This is a genomic window from Variovorax sp. RA8, assembly GCF_901827175.1.
Taxonomy (GTDB): Bacteria; Pseudomonadota; Gammaproteobacteria; order Burkholderiales; family Burkholderiaceae_C; genus Variovorax.
In genome coordinates this window covers 1,474,486-1,493,958 of the sequence record NZ_LR594662.1, presented here as the reverse complement: position 1 = coordinate 1,493,958, position 19,473 = coordinate 1,474,486, and the positions used below count along the sequence as shown (strand labels likewise).

Sequence of the window (19,473 nt, the reverse complement as noted above, 5' to 3'; positions counted from 1 at the left end):
GCGGCTGCTAACGACGACTTCTCAGAACGCAGGCGGCACGGCAACCTGCCCGCGCCGCGCTGCCCCCGGCGAGATGCCGATGAAGCGCTTGAACGAGCGGCTGAAAGCGGCCTCCGACTGGTAGCCCAGCCGGCTCGCCAGCTCCACCGGCCGCGCATTCTTCTCCTGCAGCAGCGTGAGCGCGATGTGCATGCGGCAGCGCGCCACGTAGTGCATCGCCGGCTCGCCGACCATCGACGTGAAACGGGCGGCGAAAGCGGAGCGTGACATCGCGGCCTCGGCCGCCAGCGACGCTACCGTCCACGGCCGCGCCGGCTCGCGGTGGATGAGGGAAATGGCGCGGCCGATCTGCCGGTCCTGGAGGGCACCGAGCCAGCCGGTGCGCGCAGCCGGGTCGCGCGCCATCCACGAGCGGATGGCCTGGATCACGAGGATGTCGGCCAGGCGCGTGATGATGGTCTCGCCGCCCGGCCGCAGGGCGCTGGCCTCCGCCGCCATGAAGCGCAGCGTGCTGCCCAGCCATTCGGCCTCGGGCGAGCGCCCGGCGTCCGTGCGGATCACCGCGGGCAGCAGTTGCACCAGGCGCTGCGCGGCCGGGTGATCGAAGCGGACCGCGCCGCAGACCAGGCTGGTGGCCGCGCCACCGCCGCCGTGGTGCAGCACCTCGTAGCGCTCGCTGAGCTGCTCGCGCGGCAGGTCGAACAGCCCGGCCACCTCGGCGCCCGGCTCGCTCACCAAGCGGTGGCCGGCGCCGTGCGGCACCAGCGCGAAGTCGCCCGGCGCCAGCCGCTGCGGCTCCAGCCCCTCGAGCTCGAGCCAGCAGGGCCCGGATGTCACCACATGGAACATCAGGCAGTGCGCCATGGGCGGCAGCGTCAGGCCCCAGGGCGCGCTGAATTCGGAGCGGCAGTAGAAGACACCGTTCATGCAGCAGGAAATGCAGGGCTTCGCCCAGCGGGTCCACGGGGGTGAAGGCATCGCCGATCTGCATGCGGCAAGTATGGAGGTCACTCTACCTGTCCGTCCAGCCGCCTTGGACGAACGAGCATCGATCAGCGACGCTGAGGCATTGATCAGCCTGAACCTGCCGACCATAGTAGACGCCATGTCCAACCCACCTCCGGAGTCCTGACGTGAGCACCATTCCTCTCTTCGCCGTCATGGGCGCCACCGGCCACACCGGCGGCAAGATCGCCCGTCGCCTGTTGGCGGCGGGCGCCCGCGTCCGCGCCATTGGCCGCAACCCCGAAAAGCTGGCTGTGCTGACGAGCGCCGGCGCCGAGGTGCTGCCCGGCGACAGCCGCGACCCGGCTTTCCTCGCGCAAGCCTTCCGCGGTGCCGACGGGGTCTACACCCTGCTGGCGACCGACCGCCAGGCAACGGACTACGCAGCCCGGCAGGACGAGGAAGGCGAGGCCATCGCGCAGGCCGTGCAGGCCAGCGGCGTGCGACGGGTGGTGGTGCTCAGTAGCCTTGGCGCCGATGTGCCCAAGGGCACCGGCTTGATTGCCGGCCTGCACCGGCAGGAGCAGCGCCTGCGCGAGATCGCCGGCATCGACCTGCTGCTGCTGCGCCCGGTCTCCTTCTTCGAGAACCTCTACGACGCGCTCGGCACCATCAAGGAAGCGGGCATGCTGGCCGACACCGTCGCGCCCGATCTTCCCGTGCCCATGATCGCGGCCGACGATATCGCCGCGGCCGCAGCCCAGGCGCTGCTGGCGTGCGACTGGACCGGCATCGCGGTGCGCGAGCTCCTGGGCCAGCGCGACCTGAGCCATCGGGACATTGCCCGCCTGCTCGGGACCGCCATCGGGCAGCCGGCGCTGCCCTATGTCCAGTTGTCCGAGGCCGAGATGGACGATGCGCTGGTCGGCGCCGGCCTGTCGCCCAGCTTCGTGGCGCTCTACCTGGAAATGACGCGCGCCTTCAACGAAGAGCGGGTCGGCCCGCGCGCAGGCCGCACGCCTGCGAACACGACGCCCACGCGCTTCGAGGATTTCCTCCCCGAGCTCGCTGCTGCCTATCGCCGGATCTGAATACGGGAACGGACGCAGGGGTCGCGAACCCTTGCCTCCTCTGCATCCGGATGTCCACTCCCACTTCTAAAGTCGCGACGCTGTCCGACAAGCTGAAGCGCGGCCGCGGTCATTGCCGGGACGCCGCGGTGCACCTACAACGGTCCGTTCAACGCCGATCCGGCTGCGTTCATCGCATGGCCGCGGCCCTCGAATGCCAAGGACGCCCGCAGTGCCCATCACCTCCGCCGCCTTCAGTGCCCAGGACCGCTACTTCTTCAGCGAGGGCACGCACTCCCGTCTCTACGATCAACTGGGCTGCCACCTCCGCGCCGAGGGCGGCGCCCGCTTCGCGGTCTGGGCGCCGAATGCGGCCTCGGTGTCGGTGGTCGGCGACTGGAACGGCTGGAACGGCGATGCCCATCCGCTGCAGGCGCACGAGGACAGCGGCATCTGGACCGGCGCCGCCTGCGAGGTCGCGCCCGGCCAGGCCTACAAGTACCGCATCCGCTCGCGCCACAACGGCTACCAGGTCGACAAGGCCGATCCCTTCGCCTTCTTCTGCGAGACGCCGCCGGCCACCGCCTCGCGCGCCTGGTCGCTCAATTACGACTGGGGCGACGGCGACTGGATGGCCACGCGCGCCGCGCGCAATGCGCTGGATGCGCCCATGTCCACCTACGAGGTCCATCTCGGCTCCTGGCGGCGCCGCGACGGCCAGTTCCTCAACTACCGCGAGCTCGCCCCCCTGCTGGCCGACTACGTGCGCGAGATGGGCTTCACGCACGTGGAGCTGATGCCCGTGACGGAGCATCCCTTCTACGGCTCCTGGGGCTACCAGACCACCGCCTACTTCGCGCCCACATCGCGCTACGGCACGCCGCAGGACTTCATGTACTTCGTCGACCACCTGCACCAGCGCGGCATCGGCGTGCTGCTGGACTGGGTGCCCTCGCACTTCCCCACCGACGAGCACGGCCTCGGCTACTTCGACGGCACCCATCTCTACGAGCATGCCGACCCGATGCAGGGCTTCCATCCCGAGTGGAAGTCGAGCATCTTCAATTACGGGCGGCACGAGGTGCGCAGCTTCCTGGTCTCCTCGGGCCTGTTCTGGCTGGACAAGTACCACATCGACGGGCTGCGCGTCGACGCAGTCGCCTCCATGCTCTACCTCGACTACGGGCGCTCGCACGGCGAATGGATCCCCAACCGCCATGGCGGGCGCGAGAACCTGGAGGCCATCGAGTTCCTCCAGACCCTCAACCGCGCCGTGTACCGCGAGCACCCGGACACCGTCACCATCGCCGAGGAATCCACCGCCTGGCCACGCGTCTCGCGCCCGACCGACATGGACGGCCTGGGCTTCGGCATGAAGTGGAACATGGGCTGGATGCACGACAGCCTGGCCTACATGCACGAGGACCCGGTGCATCGCCGGTACCACCATCACCAGATGACCTTCTCGCTGGTCTACGCCTTCAGCGAGAACTTCGTGCTGCCGCTCTCGCACGATGAGGTGGTCTACGGCAAGGGCTCGCTGCTGCGCAAGATGCCGGGCGACAGCTGGCAGCAGTTCGCCAACCTGCGCGCGCTGTTCGGCTTCATGTGGGGGCATCCGGGCAAGAAGCTGCTCTTCATGGGCGGCGAGTTCGGCCAGCGCCGCGAATGGACCCACGACGGCGAGCTCGAATGGTGGGTTGCCGCGCTCGATGGCCATGCGGGGCTGCAGCGCTTCGTGGCCCAGCTCAACCGCGTCTATCGCACCACGCCGGCGCTGCACGAGCTCGACTTCTCCGGCGCCGGCTTCGAATGGGTCGTGGCCGACGACGCCGAGCACAGCGTCCTCGCCTTCCTGCGCAAGCCGCGCGAAGGGGCGCCCCTGCTGGTCGTCAGCAACATGACGCCGGTGCCGCGCACCAACTACCTGCTCGGCGTGCCCAGGGGCGGCTTTTGGCGCGAGCGCCTCAACAGCGACGCCAGCGAATTCGGCGGCGCGGGCTGGGGCAACTTCGGCGGCGTCGAGGCCTCGCCCGTCCGTTCGCACGGCCGCATGCATTCGCTCTGTCTCACGCTGCCACCGTTGTCGACATTGATCCTGGAGCACGACCCCCATGCCTAAGGCCGCCGCATCGCCCGCCCCGAAGATCGAACGCACGGACGGCGAGGACGGCCGCGTGCGTGCCGTCATCGATGCGGTGCTGCCGAACGTCGACGGCGGCCGCTTCGCGGTGAAGCGCGTGGCCGGCGAGGCCTTGCGCGTGCAGGCCCACTGCTTCGCCGACGGCCACGACGTGCTGCGCGTGATGTTGCGCTGGCGCGCCGAGGCCGACGCGGACTGGGCCGAGCTTCCGATGAAGGCATTGGGCAACGACGTCTGGGAGGCCGAATTCGCGCCGCCCGCGATCGGCCGCTACCGCTACACCGTCACCGCCTGGGTCGACGCCTTCGAATCCTGGCGCCACGACATGGCGCGCCGCGTCGATCCGGAAGACATCCGCATCGCCTCGCAGGTGGGCGCGCATGAAATCGCCGCCGCAGCCGAGCGGGCCGGGCGCGCGAAAGCTGCCGATGCCCAGGCGCTGGCGCGCTGGAGCCGTGAGCTGGAGGCCGCGGCGGTCGAGAACAGCATGGACGCGACAGCCCTCAAGGCCTTCGCACTGGACGAGGCGCTCTGCGTCCTGGCCGAGCGCTATCCCGACCGCCGCCTGGCCACGCACCACCCGGTGGAGCTGCCGCTCGTGGCCGACCGCGAGCGCGCACGCTTCAGCACCTGGTACGAGCTCTTCCCTCGCTCCACCGCGCCCGAAGGCGACCGGCACGGCACCTTCAAGGACGTGGAGGCGCGCCTGCCGGCGATCGCCGCCATGGGCTTCGACGTGCTCTACTTCCCGCCGATCCATCCGATCGGGCGCATCCAGCGCAAGGGAAAGAACAACGCGCTCGCGGCGCAGCCCGGCGATGTGGGCAGCCCCTGGGCCATCGGCGCAGAGGAAGGCGGCCACAAGTCCATCCTGCCCGAGCTGGGCACCCGCGAGGACTTCCAGCACCTGCGGGCCGAGGCACAGCGCCACGGCCTGGAGATCGCCCTCGACATCGCCTTCCAGTGCGCGCCCGACCACCCCTACGTCAAGGCCCATCCCGCCTGGTTCCGCTGGCGCCCCGACGGCACCGTGCAGTACGCCGAGAACCCGCCGAAGAAGTACCAGGACATCTACCCCTTCAACTTCGAGACCGAGGATTGGCAAGGGCTCTGGACCGAGCTCAAGAGCGTGTTCGAGCATTGGATCGCCGAGGGCGTGAAGATCTTCCGCGTCGACAACCCGCACACCAAGGCCTTCCCCTTCTGGGAATGGGCGATCACCGAGCTCAAGCGCGCGCACCCCGACGTGCTGTTCCTGGCCGAGGCCTTCACCCGACCGAAGGTGATGCACCGGCTCGCCAAGCTGGGCTTCTCGCAGTCCTACACCTACTTCACCTGGCGCAACACCAAGCAGGAGCTCACAGAGTACTTCACAGAGCTCTCGCAGGGCCTCGGCAGCGAGTACTTCCGGCCCAACGTGTGGCCCAACACGCCCGACATCCTGCACGAGCGGCTGCAGGGCGGCGAAACCCCCGTCTTCATGGCCCGCCTGGTGCTGGCGGCCACGCTGTCGGCGAGCTACGGCATCTACGGCCCCGCCTTCGAGCTGCGTGAGCACCTGCCGCGTGAGCAGGGCAGCGAGGAATACCTGAACTCCGAGAAATACCAGTTGCGCCGCTGGAACCACGACGATCCGCAAAGCCTCGCGCCCTTCATCGCGCGCGTCAACCACATCCGGCGCGAGAACCCGGCCCTGCATGCAGACCGCAGCCTGCGCTTCTTCCAGATCGACAACGGCGAGCTGCTCGCCTATGCCAAGCGCTCGGCCGACGGCAGCAACGTGATCGTGACAGTCGTCAACCTCGACCCGCACAACGTACAGTCCGGCTGGCTCGAGCTGGACCTGGACTTCGTCGACTGCGAGCCCGCGCATCCCTTCCAGATGCACGACCTGCTGAGCAACCAGCGCTACCTCTGGCAGGGCAGCCGCCATTTCATCCGGCTCGATCCGCACAGCGTGCCGGCGCATGTGTTCGTGGTGCGGCGGCGGGTACGCGACGAACGCGACTTCGACTACTTCCTCTAGGGGCCTGTTGACATGAACGCACCGGTATCGCACCTGCTCCTGGAGACCGTCGAGATCGACAGCACCGACGATCCGCAGTGGTACCGCGATGCGGTCATCTACCAGCTCAACGTCAAGGCCTTCTTCGATTCGAACGACGACGGCTACGGCGACTTCAAGGGCGTCACCGCCAAGCTCGACTACGTGAAGGACCTGGGCGTCAACACCATCTGGCTGATGCCCTTCTACCCCTCGCCGCTGCGCGACGACGGCTACGACATCGCCGAATATGAAGACGTGCACCCGCACTACGGGACGCTGGCCGACTTCAAGATCATGCTGGAGGAGGCCCACAAGCGCGGCCTGCGGGTCATCACCGAGCTGGTCATCAACCACACCTCCAGCGACCATCCGTGGTTCCAGGCCGCCCGGCGCGCGCCGCCGGGCTCGCCCGAGCGCGAGTTCTACGTGTGGAGCGACACCGACCAGCTCTACCAGGGCACGCGCATCATCTTCACCGACACCGAGACCTCCAACTGGGCCTGGGACCCGGTGGCCAAGGCCTACTACTGGCACCGCTTCTTCAGCCACCAGCCCGACCTCAATTTCAACAACCCGCGGGTGCTGGAGGCGGTGTTCAAGACCATGCGCTTCTGGCTCGACATGGGCGTGGACGGCTTCCGGCTCGACGCCATCCCCTACCTGTGCGAGCGCGACGGCACCAGCAACGAGAACCTGCCCGAAACCCACGTGGTGATCAAGCAGCTGCGCGCAGCCATCGACGCGCAGTACAAGAACCGCTTCCTGCTGGCCGAGGCCAACATGTGGCCCGAGGACGTGCGCGAGTACTTCGGCGATGCCGACGAATGCCACATGGCCTACCACTTCCCCCTGATGCCGCGCATGTACATGGCGATCGCGCAGGAGGACCGCCACCCCATCGTCGAGATCGTCCAGCAGACGCCCGAGATCCCCGAGGGCTGCCAGTGGGCCATCTTCCTGCGCAACCACGACGAGCTCACGCTCGAGATGGTGACCAGCAAGGAGCGCGACTACATGTACCTCATGTACGCCGCCGACTTGCGCGCCCGCATCAACGTCGGCATCCGGCGCCGCCTCGCGCCGCTGATGGAAAACGACATGGACCGCGTGAAGCTGATGAACGCGATGCTGCTGTCGATGCCGGGCTCGCCCATCATCTACTACGGCGACGAGATCGGCATGGGCGACAACGTCTTCGTCGGCGACCGCAACGGCGTGCGCACCCCGATGCAATGGAGCCCCGACCGCAACGCGGGCTTCTCGCGCGCCGACCCGCAGCGCCTCTACCTGCAGCCGATCATGGACCCCATGTACGGCTACGAGGCCCTGAACGTGGAGGCGCAGGCGCGCGACGCCAGCTCGCTGCTGAACTGGACCCGGCGCATGCTCGCCGTGCGCAAGACCAGCCGGGCCTTCGGCCGCGGCCGGCGCGTGTTCCTGCGGCCCGGCAACCGCAAGATCCTCGCCTACCTCAGCGAATACGAGGGCGACACCATCCTCACCGTCTTCAATCTCTCGCGCGCGGCTCAGCCGGTGGAACTGGACCTCTCGGCCTACAAGGGCAGCATCCCGGTCGAGATGCTGGGACGCACCTCCTTCCCGCCCATCGGCGAGCTGCCCTACCTGCTGACCCTGACCTCCTACGGCTTCTACTGGTTCCGGCTCGCGCAGGACGCCGAGATGCCCAGCTGGCACCAGGAAGGCGTGGGCCTGCAGGACCGCCCCACGCTGGTGCTCTTCGACGGCTGGACCAGCTTCTTCCGCGACCGCGTGATGCCCTGGCGCATCGGCATGGCCGAGCGCATGCTGACGCAGTTCGAGACGGACACCCTTCCGCGCTTCATCGAGATCCAGCGCTGGTACGGCGCCAAGGGCTCGGCGGTCGAGCGCGCCCGCCTGGTGGACCATGCGGTGTGGGACGGCGACGGCTTCAGCTGGATGCTGCCCCTGGTCTCGCTCGACGGGCCGCCCGAGGCGTCGGCCTACTTCGTGCCGCTGGCGCTGGCCTGGGAGGAGCAGGACGAAGACCGCCTCAACCGCCTGACGCAGGCAGGCGTCGCCAAGGTGCGGCAGCAGGCCAATGTCGGCGTCATGGCCGATGCCTTCTACGACGAGGCCTTCTGCCGCGCGATGGTGTGCGCCGTGCGCGACGGCATGGAACTGCAGGCGTCCAAGGGGCGCCTGCGCTTCACACCCACCGAGGCCTTCGGCCGCATCGAAGCCGACCTCGCCGCCCTGCCCGTCGGCCGCCCGGCTGCGCAGAGCAGCAACACGGTCGTGACTTTCGACGAGACCCTTTTCCTCAAGGCCTACCGGCGCGTGCGCGACGGCATCAACCCCGAGGTCGAGATGGGGCGCTTCCTCACCAGCGTCGTGCACTACCCGAACTGCGTGCCGGTGCTGGGCGCACTCGAATACATCGGCGATGACGGCCGCACCGCGACCCTGGCCATGGTCCAGCGCTACGTGAAGAACCAGGGCGACGGGTGGGTGTACACGCTGGGCTACGTGGAGCGCTTCCTCGAGGAACTGCGCACCGCGCCCGAGACGCTTGCCACGGTCGCGCCGGCGCAGGCCCATGGCGGCTTCGCCGCGCTCATGGGGGTACTCGGCCGCCGTACCGCGGAACTGCACCTGGCACTCGCGCGCCGCACCGGCGATCCGGCCTTCGACCCCGAACCCCTGGCAGCCAACGACATCCAGGCCATGCGCGAGCATGCGAGCGCTGACGTCGCGACGACGCTGGCGATGCTGCGCGATCGCCTGCCCCAGTTGCCCGGCCCCGCGCAGGAGGACGCCCAGGCACTGCTCGCGCAGGAAGGGCGGCTCGCGGCGCGGGCTTCCGCGGCAATCGGGAACGGACATGGCCTGAAGACGCGCTACCACGGCGACTATCACCTCGGGCAGGTCCTGGTGAGTGACAACGACTTCGTGATCATCGATTTCGAGGGCGAACCCACGCGCGCCTTCGAGGAGCGCCGGGCCAAGGGTTCGGCGCTGCGCGACGTGGCCGGCATGCTGCGCTCCTTCAACTACGCGCGCTGGTCGGCGCTCAAGCGCGTGGCGCAGAACGCCGACGAGCTGCACCGCCTGGAGCTGCCGGTGCGCCAGTGGGAGACGACCAGCCGGGAGGCCTTCCTGTCCGCCTATCTCAAGACCATGAAGGAAGTCGAGCCCACGACGCCCGTCGACCTGCAACTGCTGGACTTGTTCGAACTCGAAAAGGCGCTGTACGAGCTGCGCTACGAGCTGAACAATCGCACCGACTGGGTCCAGGTCCCGCTGCAGGGCCTGCTGGCGCTGGCCGGTCGCGACGCCGCATCCTGACGAACGCCCGCCGAGCACGCACGGGTCAACGGAGAAAAGCATCATGGAAAGCTTCGGAATCCACCTGGAGCCCTTGCGGGCCATCCTGTTCCAGATCGGCGCCTTCCTGCCGCGCCTGCTCATCGCGGTGGTGGTCGTGGTCGCCGGCTGGCTCCTCGCCAAGCTGGCGCGCTTCACCGTGGTGAAGGCCTTGCACGCCATCAACTTCAACGTGCTCACCGAGCGCGCCGGCCTCGACGGCTTCCTGCGCCAGGGCGGCATGCGCGGCGACACCACCAGCGTGTTCGGCGTGCTGGTGTACTGGCTGGTGATCCTCGCCTCGCTGCTGATTGCGTTCAACGGCCTGGGGCTTACCTACATCAGCGACCTGATCGGCAAGGTGATGTGGTTCGTCCCCAATGTCTTCGTCGCGGTGCTGGTGCTGGCCTTCGGCTCGTACTTCGCGCGCTTCGTCGGAGACACGGTGACTGCCTACTGCCGCAACGTCAAGCTGCAGGACGCCGTCTTCCTCGGCAAGCTGGCGCAGTACGCGATCCTGGTCTTCGTGGTGCTCATCGCGCTCGACCAGATCAAGGTCGGCGGCGACATCGTGCGCGAGAGCTTCCTGGTCATCCTGGCCGGGGTGGTCTTCGCGCTGGCCCTGGCATTCGGCCTGGGCGGCAAGGACTGGGCAGCCGAACGCATCGAACAATGGTGGCCACGCGAGAGCAAAGACCCCGCAGAACGACTCGAAGAGCGCAAATTTCGCCGATGAAAACCAACGATCTGATCACCACTGTCTGGCCCGGCCGCCCCTATCCGCGCGGCGCTCACTGGGATGGCGAAGGCGTCAATTTCGCTCTCTTCTCGCAGCACGCGACGAAGGTGGATCTGTGCATCTTCGACGAGAAGGGCCGCCATGAGCGCCACCGCATCACCATGCCCGAGCGCACCGACGACGTCTGGCATTGCTACCTGCCCGAGGCGCGGCCCGGCCTGGCGTACGGCTATCGCGTACATGGCCCGTACAAGCCCGAGGAGGGACATCGCTTCAATCCCAACAAGCTGCTCATCGACCCCTATGCCAAGGACCTGGTGGGCCAGCTGCGCTGGAGCGACGCCCTGTACGGATACACCGTAGGCAGCAAGCGCCAGGACCTGTCCTTCGACCGCCGCGACAGCGCGCCGCTCATGCCGAAGGGCCGGGTGCTCGAGCCGGCCTTCACCTGGGGCGACGATCGGCCGCCGCAGATCGCGTGGCACGACATGGTGATCTACGAGATGCACGTGCGGGGCTTCACGATGACGCATCCCGACGTGTCGCCGCAGCTGCGCGGCACCTATGCCGGGCTGTGTTCCGCGCCGGTGGTCGACTACCTCCGGCGCCTCGGCGTCACCACCGTCGAGCTGCTGCCGGTGCATGCCTTCCTGAACGACCGCCACCTTGCCGAGCAGGGCATGCAGAATTACTGGGGCTACAACACCCTGTGCTACTTCGCGCCCGAGATGCGCTACAGCGCTTCGCAGAAGGTCAAGGAATTCAAGACCATGGTGAAGACGCTGCACACCGCCGGCATCGAGGTGATCCTCGACGTGGTCTACAACCACAGCTGCGAAGGCAACCAGATGGGGCCCACGCTCTCGCTGCGCGGCGTGGACAACGCCTCCTACTACATCACCAACCGCGAGAACCGCCGCTTCTACGACGATTTCACCGGCTGCGGCAACACCGTCAACCTCGAGCATCCGCGCGCCCTGCAGCTGGTGATGGACTCGCTGCGCTACTGGGTCGAGGAAATGCACGTCGACGGGTTCCGCTTCGACCTCGCCTCGGCACTGGCGCGCGAGTCGGGCAAGGTGGAGGACCTGGGCGGCTTCTTCGATGCCATCCGCCAGGACCCCACGCTCAACCGGGTGAAGCTGATCGCCGAGCCGTGGGACCTGGGCCACGGCGGCTATCGCGTGGGCAACTTCCCCTATGGCTTTGCCGAGTGGAACGATCGCTACCGAGACGGCGTGCGCGCCTACTGGAAAGGCGACGGCGGCAAGCTCGGCGAGTTCGCCCAGCGCCTGACCGGCTCGCAGGATTTGTACGGCTGGTCCGGCCGGCATCCGAACTCCAGCATCAACTTCGTCACCGCGCACGACGGCTTCACGCTGCACGACCTGGTCTCCTACAACGAGAAGCACAACGAAGCCAACGGAGAGGACAACCGCGACGGCAACAACCACAACCTGTCGTGGAACTGCGGTGAGGAGGGCCCGACCTCCAACCCTTCTGTGCTTGCGCTGCGCGCGCGCCAGATGCGCAATCTGCTGGCCACGCTGCTGCTGTCGCAAGGGGTGCCGATGCTGCTGGCCGGCGACGAGCGCGGCCACACGCAGAGCGGCAACAACAACGCCTACTGCCAGGACAACGAAAGGACCTGGCTCGACTGGAGTCCCGATGACGAGCGCGAGGCGCTGACGAGCTTCGTGCGACGCGTCATTGCCCTGCGCCGCACGCACCCTTCCTTTCGCCGCCGCAACTTCTTCACGGGCCGGCCGCCGGAGGGCAGCACGGTCAACGACGTCTGCTGGCTGCGCCCCGATGGCGGCGAGATGACGCCCGAGGACTGGAACGACGGCGAGGCGCGGGCACTGGCCATGCTGGTGTCGGGCCTCGGCATCACGGACTCCGGGCCGCGCGGCGAGGCCGTGCGCGATGACGATTTCCTGCTGCTCTTCAGCGCCCACCACGAGGACCTCGACTTCGTCTTGCCGACGGCAGGCGAGCCCTGGCACCTGCTGATCGACACGGCGACCGGGGCCTTGCCGCCCGAGGAAGGCCAGGCGAGCGCCAACTTGCCGCAGCCCTGGGCCGAGCCGGGCTACCGGCTGCAGAGCCGCTCCTTCGTGCTCATGACCCGCACGGCCCGGGCGAGCTTCGAAGCACCTTCGGAGGCACCGGCATGAACCATGCTCACGCCATGCCCTTCGGTGCCAGCCTGCTCGAAGGCGGCGGCGTGCGCTTCGCGCTGTGGGCGCCGGGCGTCGAGCAGGTGGTGCTGGAGCTTGGCGCGGCGCCTTCCGCACACCCGATGCTGCGCCATGGCGGCGGCTGGCACCGGCTGGACCTGCCCGAGGCACGGCACGGCGACGCCTATCGCTTCCGCCTGCCCGACGGCCTGCGCGTGCCCGACCCGGCCTCGCGCTTCAATCCCGACGACGTGCATGGCGCGAGCCGCGTCGTCGATCCGAACGCCCATGCCTGGCAGCACGAGGACTGGCGCGGGCGCCCCTGGGAGGAAGCCGTTGTGTACGAGCTGCACGTCGGCACCTTCACCCCCGAGGGCACTTTCGCCGCGGCCCGGGCGCGGCTGCCCGCGCTCGCGCAGCTGGGCATCACCGCGATCGAGCTCATGCCGTTGGCCGATTTCCCGGGACGGCGCAACTGGGGCTACGACGGCGTGCTGCCCTTCGCGCCCGATGCGAGCTACGGCACGCCCGAGGACCTCAAGGCGCTGGTCGACGCCGCCCACGGCCTCGGGCTGATGGTGCTGATCGACGTGGTCTACAACCACTTCGGACCGGAGGGCAACTACCTGCACGCCTACTGCCCGCAGTTCTTCAACCCGAAGCACCAGACGCCTTGGGGCGCGGCCATCAACTACGACGGCGATGGGGCGCGCACGGTGCGCGATTTCTTCATCCACAACGCGCTGTACTGGGTCGAGGAGTTCCGCTTCGACGGCCTGCGCATGGATGCGATCCACGCGATCCGCGACGACTGGGCGCTGCACATCGTCCACGAGATCTGCCAGGCGCTGCGAAGCGGCCCCGGCCGGGAGCGGCATGTGCACGTGGTGCTGGAGAACGATGCCAACCAGGCCTCCTTCCTCGCGCGCGACGCGCTCGGGCTGCCGTCTTGCGGCACCGCGCAGTGGAACGACGACCTGCACCATGCGGCCCACGTGCTGGCGACCGGAGAGACCGACGGCTACTACGCCGACTACGCGGACGACCCGGTGGCGCAGTTCGGCCGTGCGCTGGCGCAGGGCTTCGTGTACCAGGGCCAGCCCTCGGCCTTCCGCGGCGGCGAGCGGCGCGGCGAGGACGCCAGCCGGCTACCGCTGGCCGCCTTCGTCTCCTACCTGCAGACGCACGACCAGGTCGGCAACCGTGCCTTCGGCGAACGCATCCAGGCCATCGGCGACATCGCCCTGGTGCGCGCCGCCTGGACCTGCCTCGTATTCTCGCCCCACGTGCCGATGCTGTTCATGGGCGAGGAGTTCGAGGCCTCCACGCCCTTCCAGTACTTCTGCGACTTCGGTCCCGAGCTGGCGGCCGCCGTCTCCAAGGGCCGGCGCGAGGAGTTCGGCCGCTTCGCGGCCTTCGCCGACGAGGCGGCACGCGCGCGCATTCCCGATCCCAATGCCGAATCCACCTTCCTCGCCTCCAAGCTGCACTGGGAGGAGTGGGACGACCCCTTGCACGAGGCCTGGCGCGTCCAGTTGGGCGAGATGCTGGCATTACGCCGGCAGCGGCTGGTGCCGCTGCTCGCGGGCCAGTGCGGCCCGGGACGCTTCCACGCCGAGGGCGGCCTGCTGCGCGTCGCTTGGACGCTGGCGGACACGACGCGCGGCGAGGACGGCCCGCGCCTGCACCTCACGGCCCACTTCGGCGACGCGCCGGTCGAGGGGGTCGCGCCGCCGGCGGGAGAGACCCTCTATATCAACGCCGTCGAGCGCGACGGCTACGGTGGCGGCACCCTGCGCCTGGCGCGCGGCGCCGTGCTGGTGACGCTGCAGGAGCCCGGCCTTGACTGAAGCGGCGCACGACGGTGCATCGGAAGCGATCGCCCTGCTCTGCGCCCACTTCGGCATCGCACTCGACTACCACGACATCTGGGGCGCGCACCAGCCGGTGCCGCGCGAGACCCTGCTCGCGCTCCTGGCCGAGTTCGGCGTGCGGCTGCACGACGGCGCGCAAGCCGGCGCGCTGCTGGAAGCCGAGCGTCGCGCGAGTTGGTCGTGCGGCCTGCCGCCGGTGCGGGTGATCCGCGCGTCCAGCGCCGATTGGGCACTGCCCCTGCGCATGCCGGCGTCGATGGGGCGCCTGCGCTGGCAGCTGTGGGAGGAAGACGGCGGGAAGCAGCAGGGCGAGATCGACACCGCCGCACTGCCGGAGACGGCCGCCGTCGAGATCGACGGCACGCGCTGGTGCGAGCGCCAGGTCCCGTTCGCCCGCGGCCTGCCGATGGGCTACCACCGCCTGCGCATCGAAGGGCTGGAGGGCGAGACCCTCCTCATCAGCGCGCCCGAGCGCTGCTGGCGCCCGGCCGCGCTGCGCGACGGCGGTCGGGTCTGGGGCCCGGCGCTGCAGCTGTATGCGCTGCGCTCGCGCCGCAACTGGGGCATCGGCGACTTCACCGACCTCGCGCAGCTCATCACGCAGATGGCGCCGCGCGGCGCCGACATCGTGGGACTCAATCCGCTGCACGCGCTCTTTCCGCACAACCCGGCGCATGCGAGCCCGTACAGTCCGTCCTCGCGGCGCTGGCTCAACGTGCTCTGCATCGATGTCGAGGCAGTGCCCGACTTCGCCCATTGCGAAGCCGCGCGCCGGCTGGTGGGCTCGCTCGAATTCCAGACCCGGCTCGCGGCGCTGCGCGAGCTGCCGCTGGTGGACTACGCCGGTGTCGCGCAGGCGAAGTTCGAGGTGCTCGAGCTGCTGTTCGCGCACTTCCGCGCCTGCCGCCTGACGCAGGACGGCCGCGACGCGCAGGACGACACGGGCTTCGCCTTCCTGGCCTTCGTTGCCGAAGGCGGCGAGTCATTGCGGCGGCATGCGCTGTTCGAAGCGCTGCAGGCGCACTTCCACGCGGCCGATGCGGCGGTCTGGGGCTGGCCGCTCTGGCCCGAGGACTATCGCGACCCGGAGAGTCCCGCGGTGGAGGCCTTCGCGCGGCAGCACGCGCAGCGCGTGCAGTTCCACCAGTACCTGCAGTGGCTGGCCGCGGGCCAGCTGGCGCGCGCCAACGCGCACTGCAAGGCGCTCGGCCTGGGCATCGGCCTGTACCTCGACCTCGCGGTGTCGAGCGACCGCGGCGGCTCGGATGTCTGGAGCGAAGGCGCCCTGTTCGCCGCCGAGGCGAGCGTGGGCGCGCCGCCGGACGAGTTCAACCCCTCCGGCCAGGGCTGGGGCCTGCCGCCGCTGCGGCCCGATCGCCTGCGCGCCGAGGGCTACCGCTTCTTCATCGACACCCTGCGCGCCAACATGCGCCACGCCGGCGCCCTGCGCATCGACCATGTGATGGGCCTCATGCGCCTGTTCTGGATTCCCGCTGGCGGCACCGCGCGCGAGGGCGGCTATGTGCGCTACCCGCTGGACGAGATGCTGGCCATCGTCGCGCTCGAAAGCCAGCGCCACCGCTGCCTGGTGATCGGCGAAGACCTCGGCACCGTCCAGCCCGAGATGCGCGAGGCGCTCGCGCGCTTCGACATCCTGTCCTACCGGCTGCTCTTCTTCGAGCGCGAGGCGGACGGCGCCTTCAAGCCGGCCGCCGCCTACCCCGCGCAGGCTCTGGCCGCGGTGGGCACGCACGACCTGCCCACGCTGGCCGGCTGGTGGTGCGGGGAGGACCTGCGCCTGCGCCTGCAGCTCGGCCTGATTCCCGACGAGGCGCAGCTCGAGCAGCAGCTGCTCGATCGCGCACGCCAGCGCGTGCAGCTGCTGCTGGCGGTGCGGCATGCCGGCCTTCTGAGTGCCGAGGAGATCGCGCAGGCCAGCAGCGAGTCTCGGCTCGCGCCGCGCACGGTCGAGGCCGTGCACGCCTTCCTGGCCGAGGCGCCTGCCTTGCTCATGATGGTCCAGCTCGAAGACGTGCTCGGCGTGGTCGAGCAGGCCAACATGCCCGGCACGACCCACGAGCAGCCCAACTGGCAGCGCAAGCTGCCGGCCGACCTGCATGCCCTGGCCGCGAGCGAGGCGCTGGATGCGCTCGGCCGCACGCTGGCCCGGCTGCGCCCGCAGGCGCGCGTAGCCGACGCCTCGCAGCGCGGCTCGATGCAGGCGCGCATCCCGCGCGCCACCTACCGGCTCCAGTTCCACAAGGGCTTCCGCTTCGACGACGCGATCCGCGTGCTGCCCTACCTCGCCCGCCTGGGCATCAGCCATGTGTACTGCTCGCCGATCCAGCGCGCCCGCGCCGGCAGCATGCACGGCTACGACGTGGTGGCGCACGACCAGGTCAACCCCGAGCTCGGCGGGCGCGCAGGCTTCGAGCGCTTCGTCGCCGCGCTGCGCGTACACGGCATGGGCCAACTGGTGGACCTGGTGCCCAACCACATGGGCGTGATGGGGGCCGACAATGCGTGGTGGATGGACGTGCTGGAGAACGGCCCCGCCTCGCTCTACGCCCAGCACTTCGACATCGACTGGCAGCCGCTCAATCCCGAGCTCGCGGGCAAGGTGCTGGTGCCGGTGCTGGGCGACCACTACGGCGACGTGCTGATGAGCGGCGACCTGGTGCTGCGCTTCGAGGAAGGCAGCGGCAGCCTGGCGGTGTACTACTTCGAGCACCGCTTTCCGTTGGCCCCCGAGAGCTATCCGCGGGTGCTCGGCGGCGCCGCCGCGCAGCTCGACGAGGCGGCGCTCGCGGCTCAGCTGGCGGGCATCTCCTCCGCCTTCGGCCGGCTGCTGGGCCACGACGCGAGCGACGACCCGGCGCGCGCCGAGCGGGCACGCGACAAGGAGCTGCTCAAGACCCAGCTGGCCCAGCTGGCGGCCCGCCAGCCGGCCGTTGTGCGCGCCATCACCGCGCGCGCGGCCGAGCTCAACCTGCCGAGCGCGCGCGACGAGCTGCACGCGCTGATCGAGGTCCAGGCCTGGCGGCTCGCCTACTGGCGCGTGGCGGCGGACGACATCAACTACCGGCGCTTCTTCGACATCAACTCGCTGGCCGGGCTGCGCATGGAGCGCGAGGAGGTGTTCGAAGCGACCCAATCCTTCGCACTCGACCTCGCCGCCTCCGGCCAGGTCGACGGGCTTCGCATCGACCACCCGGATGGCCTCTACGACCCCGCGCGCTATTTCCGGCAGCTGCAGGAAGGCTATGCCCGCCGCGCCGGCCTGGTGCTGGCCGAGCGCGATGCCGAGGGGCGGCCGGCGCGGCCGCTCTACGTGGTGGCGGAGAAGATCAAGGCCGAGGACGAGGAAGTGCCCGAGGACTGGCACGTGCACGGCACCACCGGCTATCGCTTCGCCAACGTCGCGAACGGGGTGCTCATCGACACCGCTGCGGCAGAGAAGTTCGAGAAGATCTGGCGCAACTTCACCGGCGTGCGCGACAGCTTCCAGGCCCTGGCGCGCGCCGGCAAGCGCGACATCATGCGCAGCGCGCTGGCCTCGGAGCTGGCGGTGCTGTCCACCGAGCTGCTGCGCATCGCGCGCGCCGACCGGCGCACGCGCGACTACACCTTCAATGCGCTGCAGCGCGCGCTGGGCGAAATCGCGGCCTGCCTGCCGGTCTACCGCACCTACATCATCGAGGCGCCCTCGCAGCAGGACGAGCGCTTCATCTCCTGGGCCGCGCGCGAGGCACGGCGCGGCAGCCGGGAGGCGGACGTCTCGATCTACGACTTCGTGCAGCAGACCCTGCTCGGGCGCGCCGTGCCCGGCGCCGAAGAAGCGTTGCAGCGGCGCGTGCTGCACCTGGCGATCCGCTTCCAGCAGTTCAGCGCGCCGGTCACGGCGAAGGGCGTGGAGGACACGGCTTTCTACCGCTACTTTCCGCTGAGCGCGCTCAACGAGGTGGGCGGCGAGCCGGCGCATTTCGGCATGACGGTGGACCAGTTCCACGAAGCCAGCGCCGACCGCGCGCGGCACTGGCCGCACACCATGCTGGCCAGTTCCACCCACGACAACAAGCGCTCCGAGGACGTGCGCTGCCGCATCGACGTGCTGTCGGAGATGCCGGGGACCTGGCGCCTGGCGCTGCGGCGCTGGCGCGCGCTGACGCGCGGGATCCGCCGGAAGCTGGAAGCCGGTGGTGCGCCCTCCGGTGCTCCTTCGTCCACGGACGAATACCTGCTCTACCAGACCTTGCTCGGCACCCTGCCCGCCGGCGGCCTGGACGACAGCACCCGCGAGCCCTACACCGAGCGCATCGTGGGCTACATGCAGAAGGCGGCGCGCGAGGCGAAGCTCCACACCCGATGGACGAACCCCGACGAGGCCTACGAGCAGGCGCTGGAAGGCTTCGTGCGCGCAGTGCTGAGTCGCGAGGCCGACCCGCGCTTCGTCGACGACCTGCAGACGCTGGCCCGCACGCTGGCCTGGTTCGGGGCGCTCAACAGCCTCTCGCTCACGCTGCTGAAGTTCGGTTCGCCCGGCGTGCCGGACGTGTACCAGGGCAACGAGCTGATGGACCTGAGCCTGGTCGATCCGGACAACCGGCGCCCGGTGGACTACGCACTGCGCGTGCGCTGCCTGGACGAGCTCGAGGCGATGGTCCGGGCCGGCGACCTGCCGGCCCACGTCGCCGCGCTGGTGTCTGCTGCCGCCGGCGATGGACGCGCCAAGCTCTGGGTTGCCTGGCGCATGCTGTCGCTGCGCCGCGAGCAGCCCGCGCTGTTCCGCGAAGGCGATTACCGGGGACTACAGGTCGACGGGGCGAAGGCCGCGCACGTGGTGGCCTTCATGCGCCGGCATGAGGATCGGGTGCTGGTGCTGATCGCGGCACGCCTGTTCAGCTCGCTCGCTGCCATCAGCGAACCGCCGCTCGGCGAAGTGTGGGAGGACACGACAGTGCGCCTGCCGGAGGTGCCCGAGGGCACGCGCTTCGAGAACGTGCTCACCGGCGAGACCCTCGTGGTGCATGGCGGCGTGATCCGGATGGCGGCCGCCTTCGCCCATTTCCCCGGTGCGGCCTTGTGGGCCAAGCCCTGACGGCATCGGCGCTTCACCGGGTTGTACATCGC

The 19,473-nt window shown here is 69.4% G+C and carries 10 protein-coding genes; 9 read left to right on the top strand and 1 reads right to left on the bottom strand.

The window, feature by feature from the left end:
- Positions 1-21: 21 nt before the first annotated feature.
- Positions 22-927, bottom strand: a complete 906-nt coding sequence (locus E5P3_RS07110) for an AraC family transcriptional regulator (protein ID WP_232073028.1) — start codon at positions 925-927, stop codon at positions 22-24.
- Between E5P3_RS07110 and E5P3_RS35735 the strand changes: the two genes are divergently transcribed.
- The 9 genes from E5P3_RS35735 (at position 926) to E5P3_RS07070 (ending at position 19,441) form a co-directional block, all read left to right on the top strand.
- Positions 926-1,132 carry a hypothetical protein gene (locus tag E5P3_RS35735; RefSeq protein WP_162584098.1) on the top strand — a complete coding sequence of 69 codons (207 nt, stop codon included), beginning with the start codon at positions 926-928 and terminating at the stop codon, positions 1,130-1,132. The two genes, E5P3_RS07110 and E5P3_RS35735, sit on opposite strands and share 2 nt — an antisense overlap.
- A gap of 1 nt (position 1,133) precedes the next feature.
- Complete coding sequence (locus E5P3_RS07105) at positions 1,134-2,036, top strand: NmrA family NAD(P)-binding protein (RefSeq protein WP_197893945.1); 903 nt, start codon at positions 1,134-1,136, stop codon at positions 2,034-2,036.
- Between the two features lie 193 nt (positions 2,037-2,229).
- A complete protein-coding gene (gene glgB, locus E5P3_RS07100) occupies positions 2,230-4,137 on the top strand; it encodes a 1,4-alpha-glucan branching protein GlgB (protein WP_162585334.1) in 1,908 nt (635 codons plus the stop codon).
- Positions 4,130-6,184, top strand: coding sequence for an alpha-1,4-glucan--maltose-1-phosphate maltosyltransferase (locus E5P3_RS07095; protein WP_162585333.1), 2,055 nt, complete (start codon positions 4,130-4,132; stop codon positions 6,182-6,184). Before glgB ends, E5P3_RS07095 begins: the two co-directional genes overlap by 8 nt.
- 12 nt (positions 6,185-6,196) lie before the next feature.
- A complete protein-coding gene (gene treS / locus E5P3_RS07090; RefSeq protein WP_162585332.1) occupies positions 6,197-9,532 on the top strand; it encodes a maltose alpha-D-glucosyltransferase in 3,336 nt (1,111 codons plus the stop codon).
- Positions 9,533-9,575: 43 nt separating this feature from the next.
- Complete coding sequence (locus E5P3_RS07085; protein WP_162585331.1) at positions 9,576-10,286, top strand: mechanosensitive ion channel family protein; 711 nt, start codon at positions 9,576-9,578, stop codon at positions 10,284-10,286.
- A complete protein-coding gene (gene glgX, locus E5P3_RS07080; RefSeq protein ID WP_162585330.1) occupies positions 10,283-12,466 on the top strand; it encodes a glycogen debranching protein GlgX in 2,184 nt (727 codons plus the stop codon). The genes E5P3_RS07085 and glgX overlap by 4 nt, the downstream gene beginning before the upstream one ends.
- The gene (treZ, locus tag E5P3_RS07075) at positions 12,463-14,319 is read left to right on the top strand and encodes a malto-oligosyltrehalose trehalohydrolase (protein WP_162585329.1); all 1,857 of its coding nucleotides are present in this window, start codon (positions 12,463-12,465) and stop codon (positions 14,317-14,319) included. Before glgX ends, treZ begins: the two co-directional genes overlap by 4 nt.
- Entirely contained in the window at positions 14,312-19,441 is a 5,130-nt protein-coding gene (locus tag E5P3_RS07070; protein WP_174263045.1) for a malto-oligosyltrehalose synthase, read from the top strand. Before treZ ends, E5P3_RS07070 begins: the two co-directional genes overlap by 8 nt.
- The last annotated feature ends 32 nt before the right edge of the window (positions 19,442-19,473 follow it).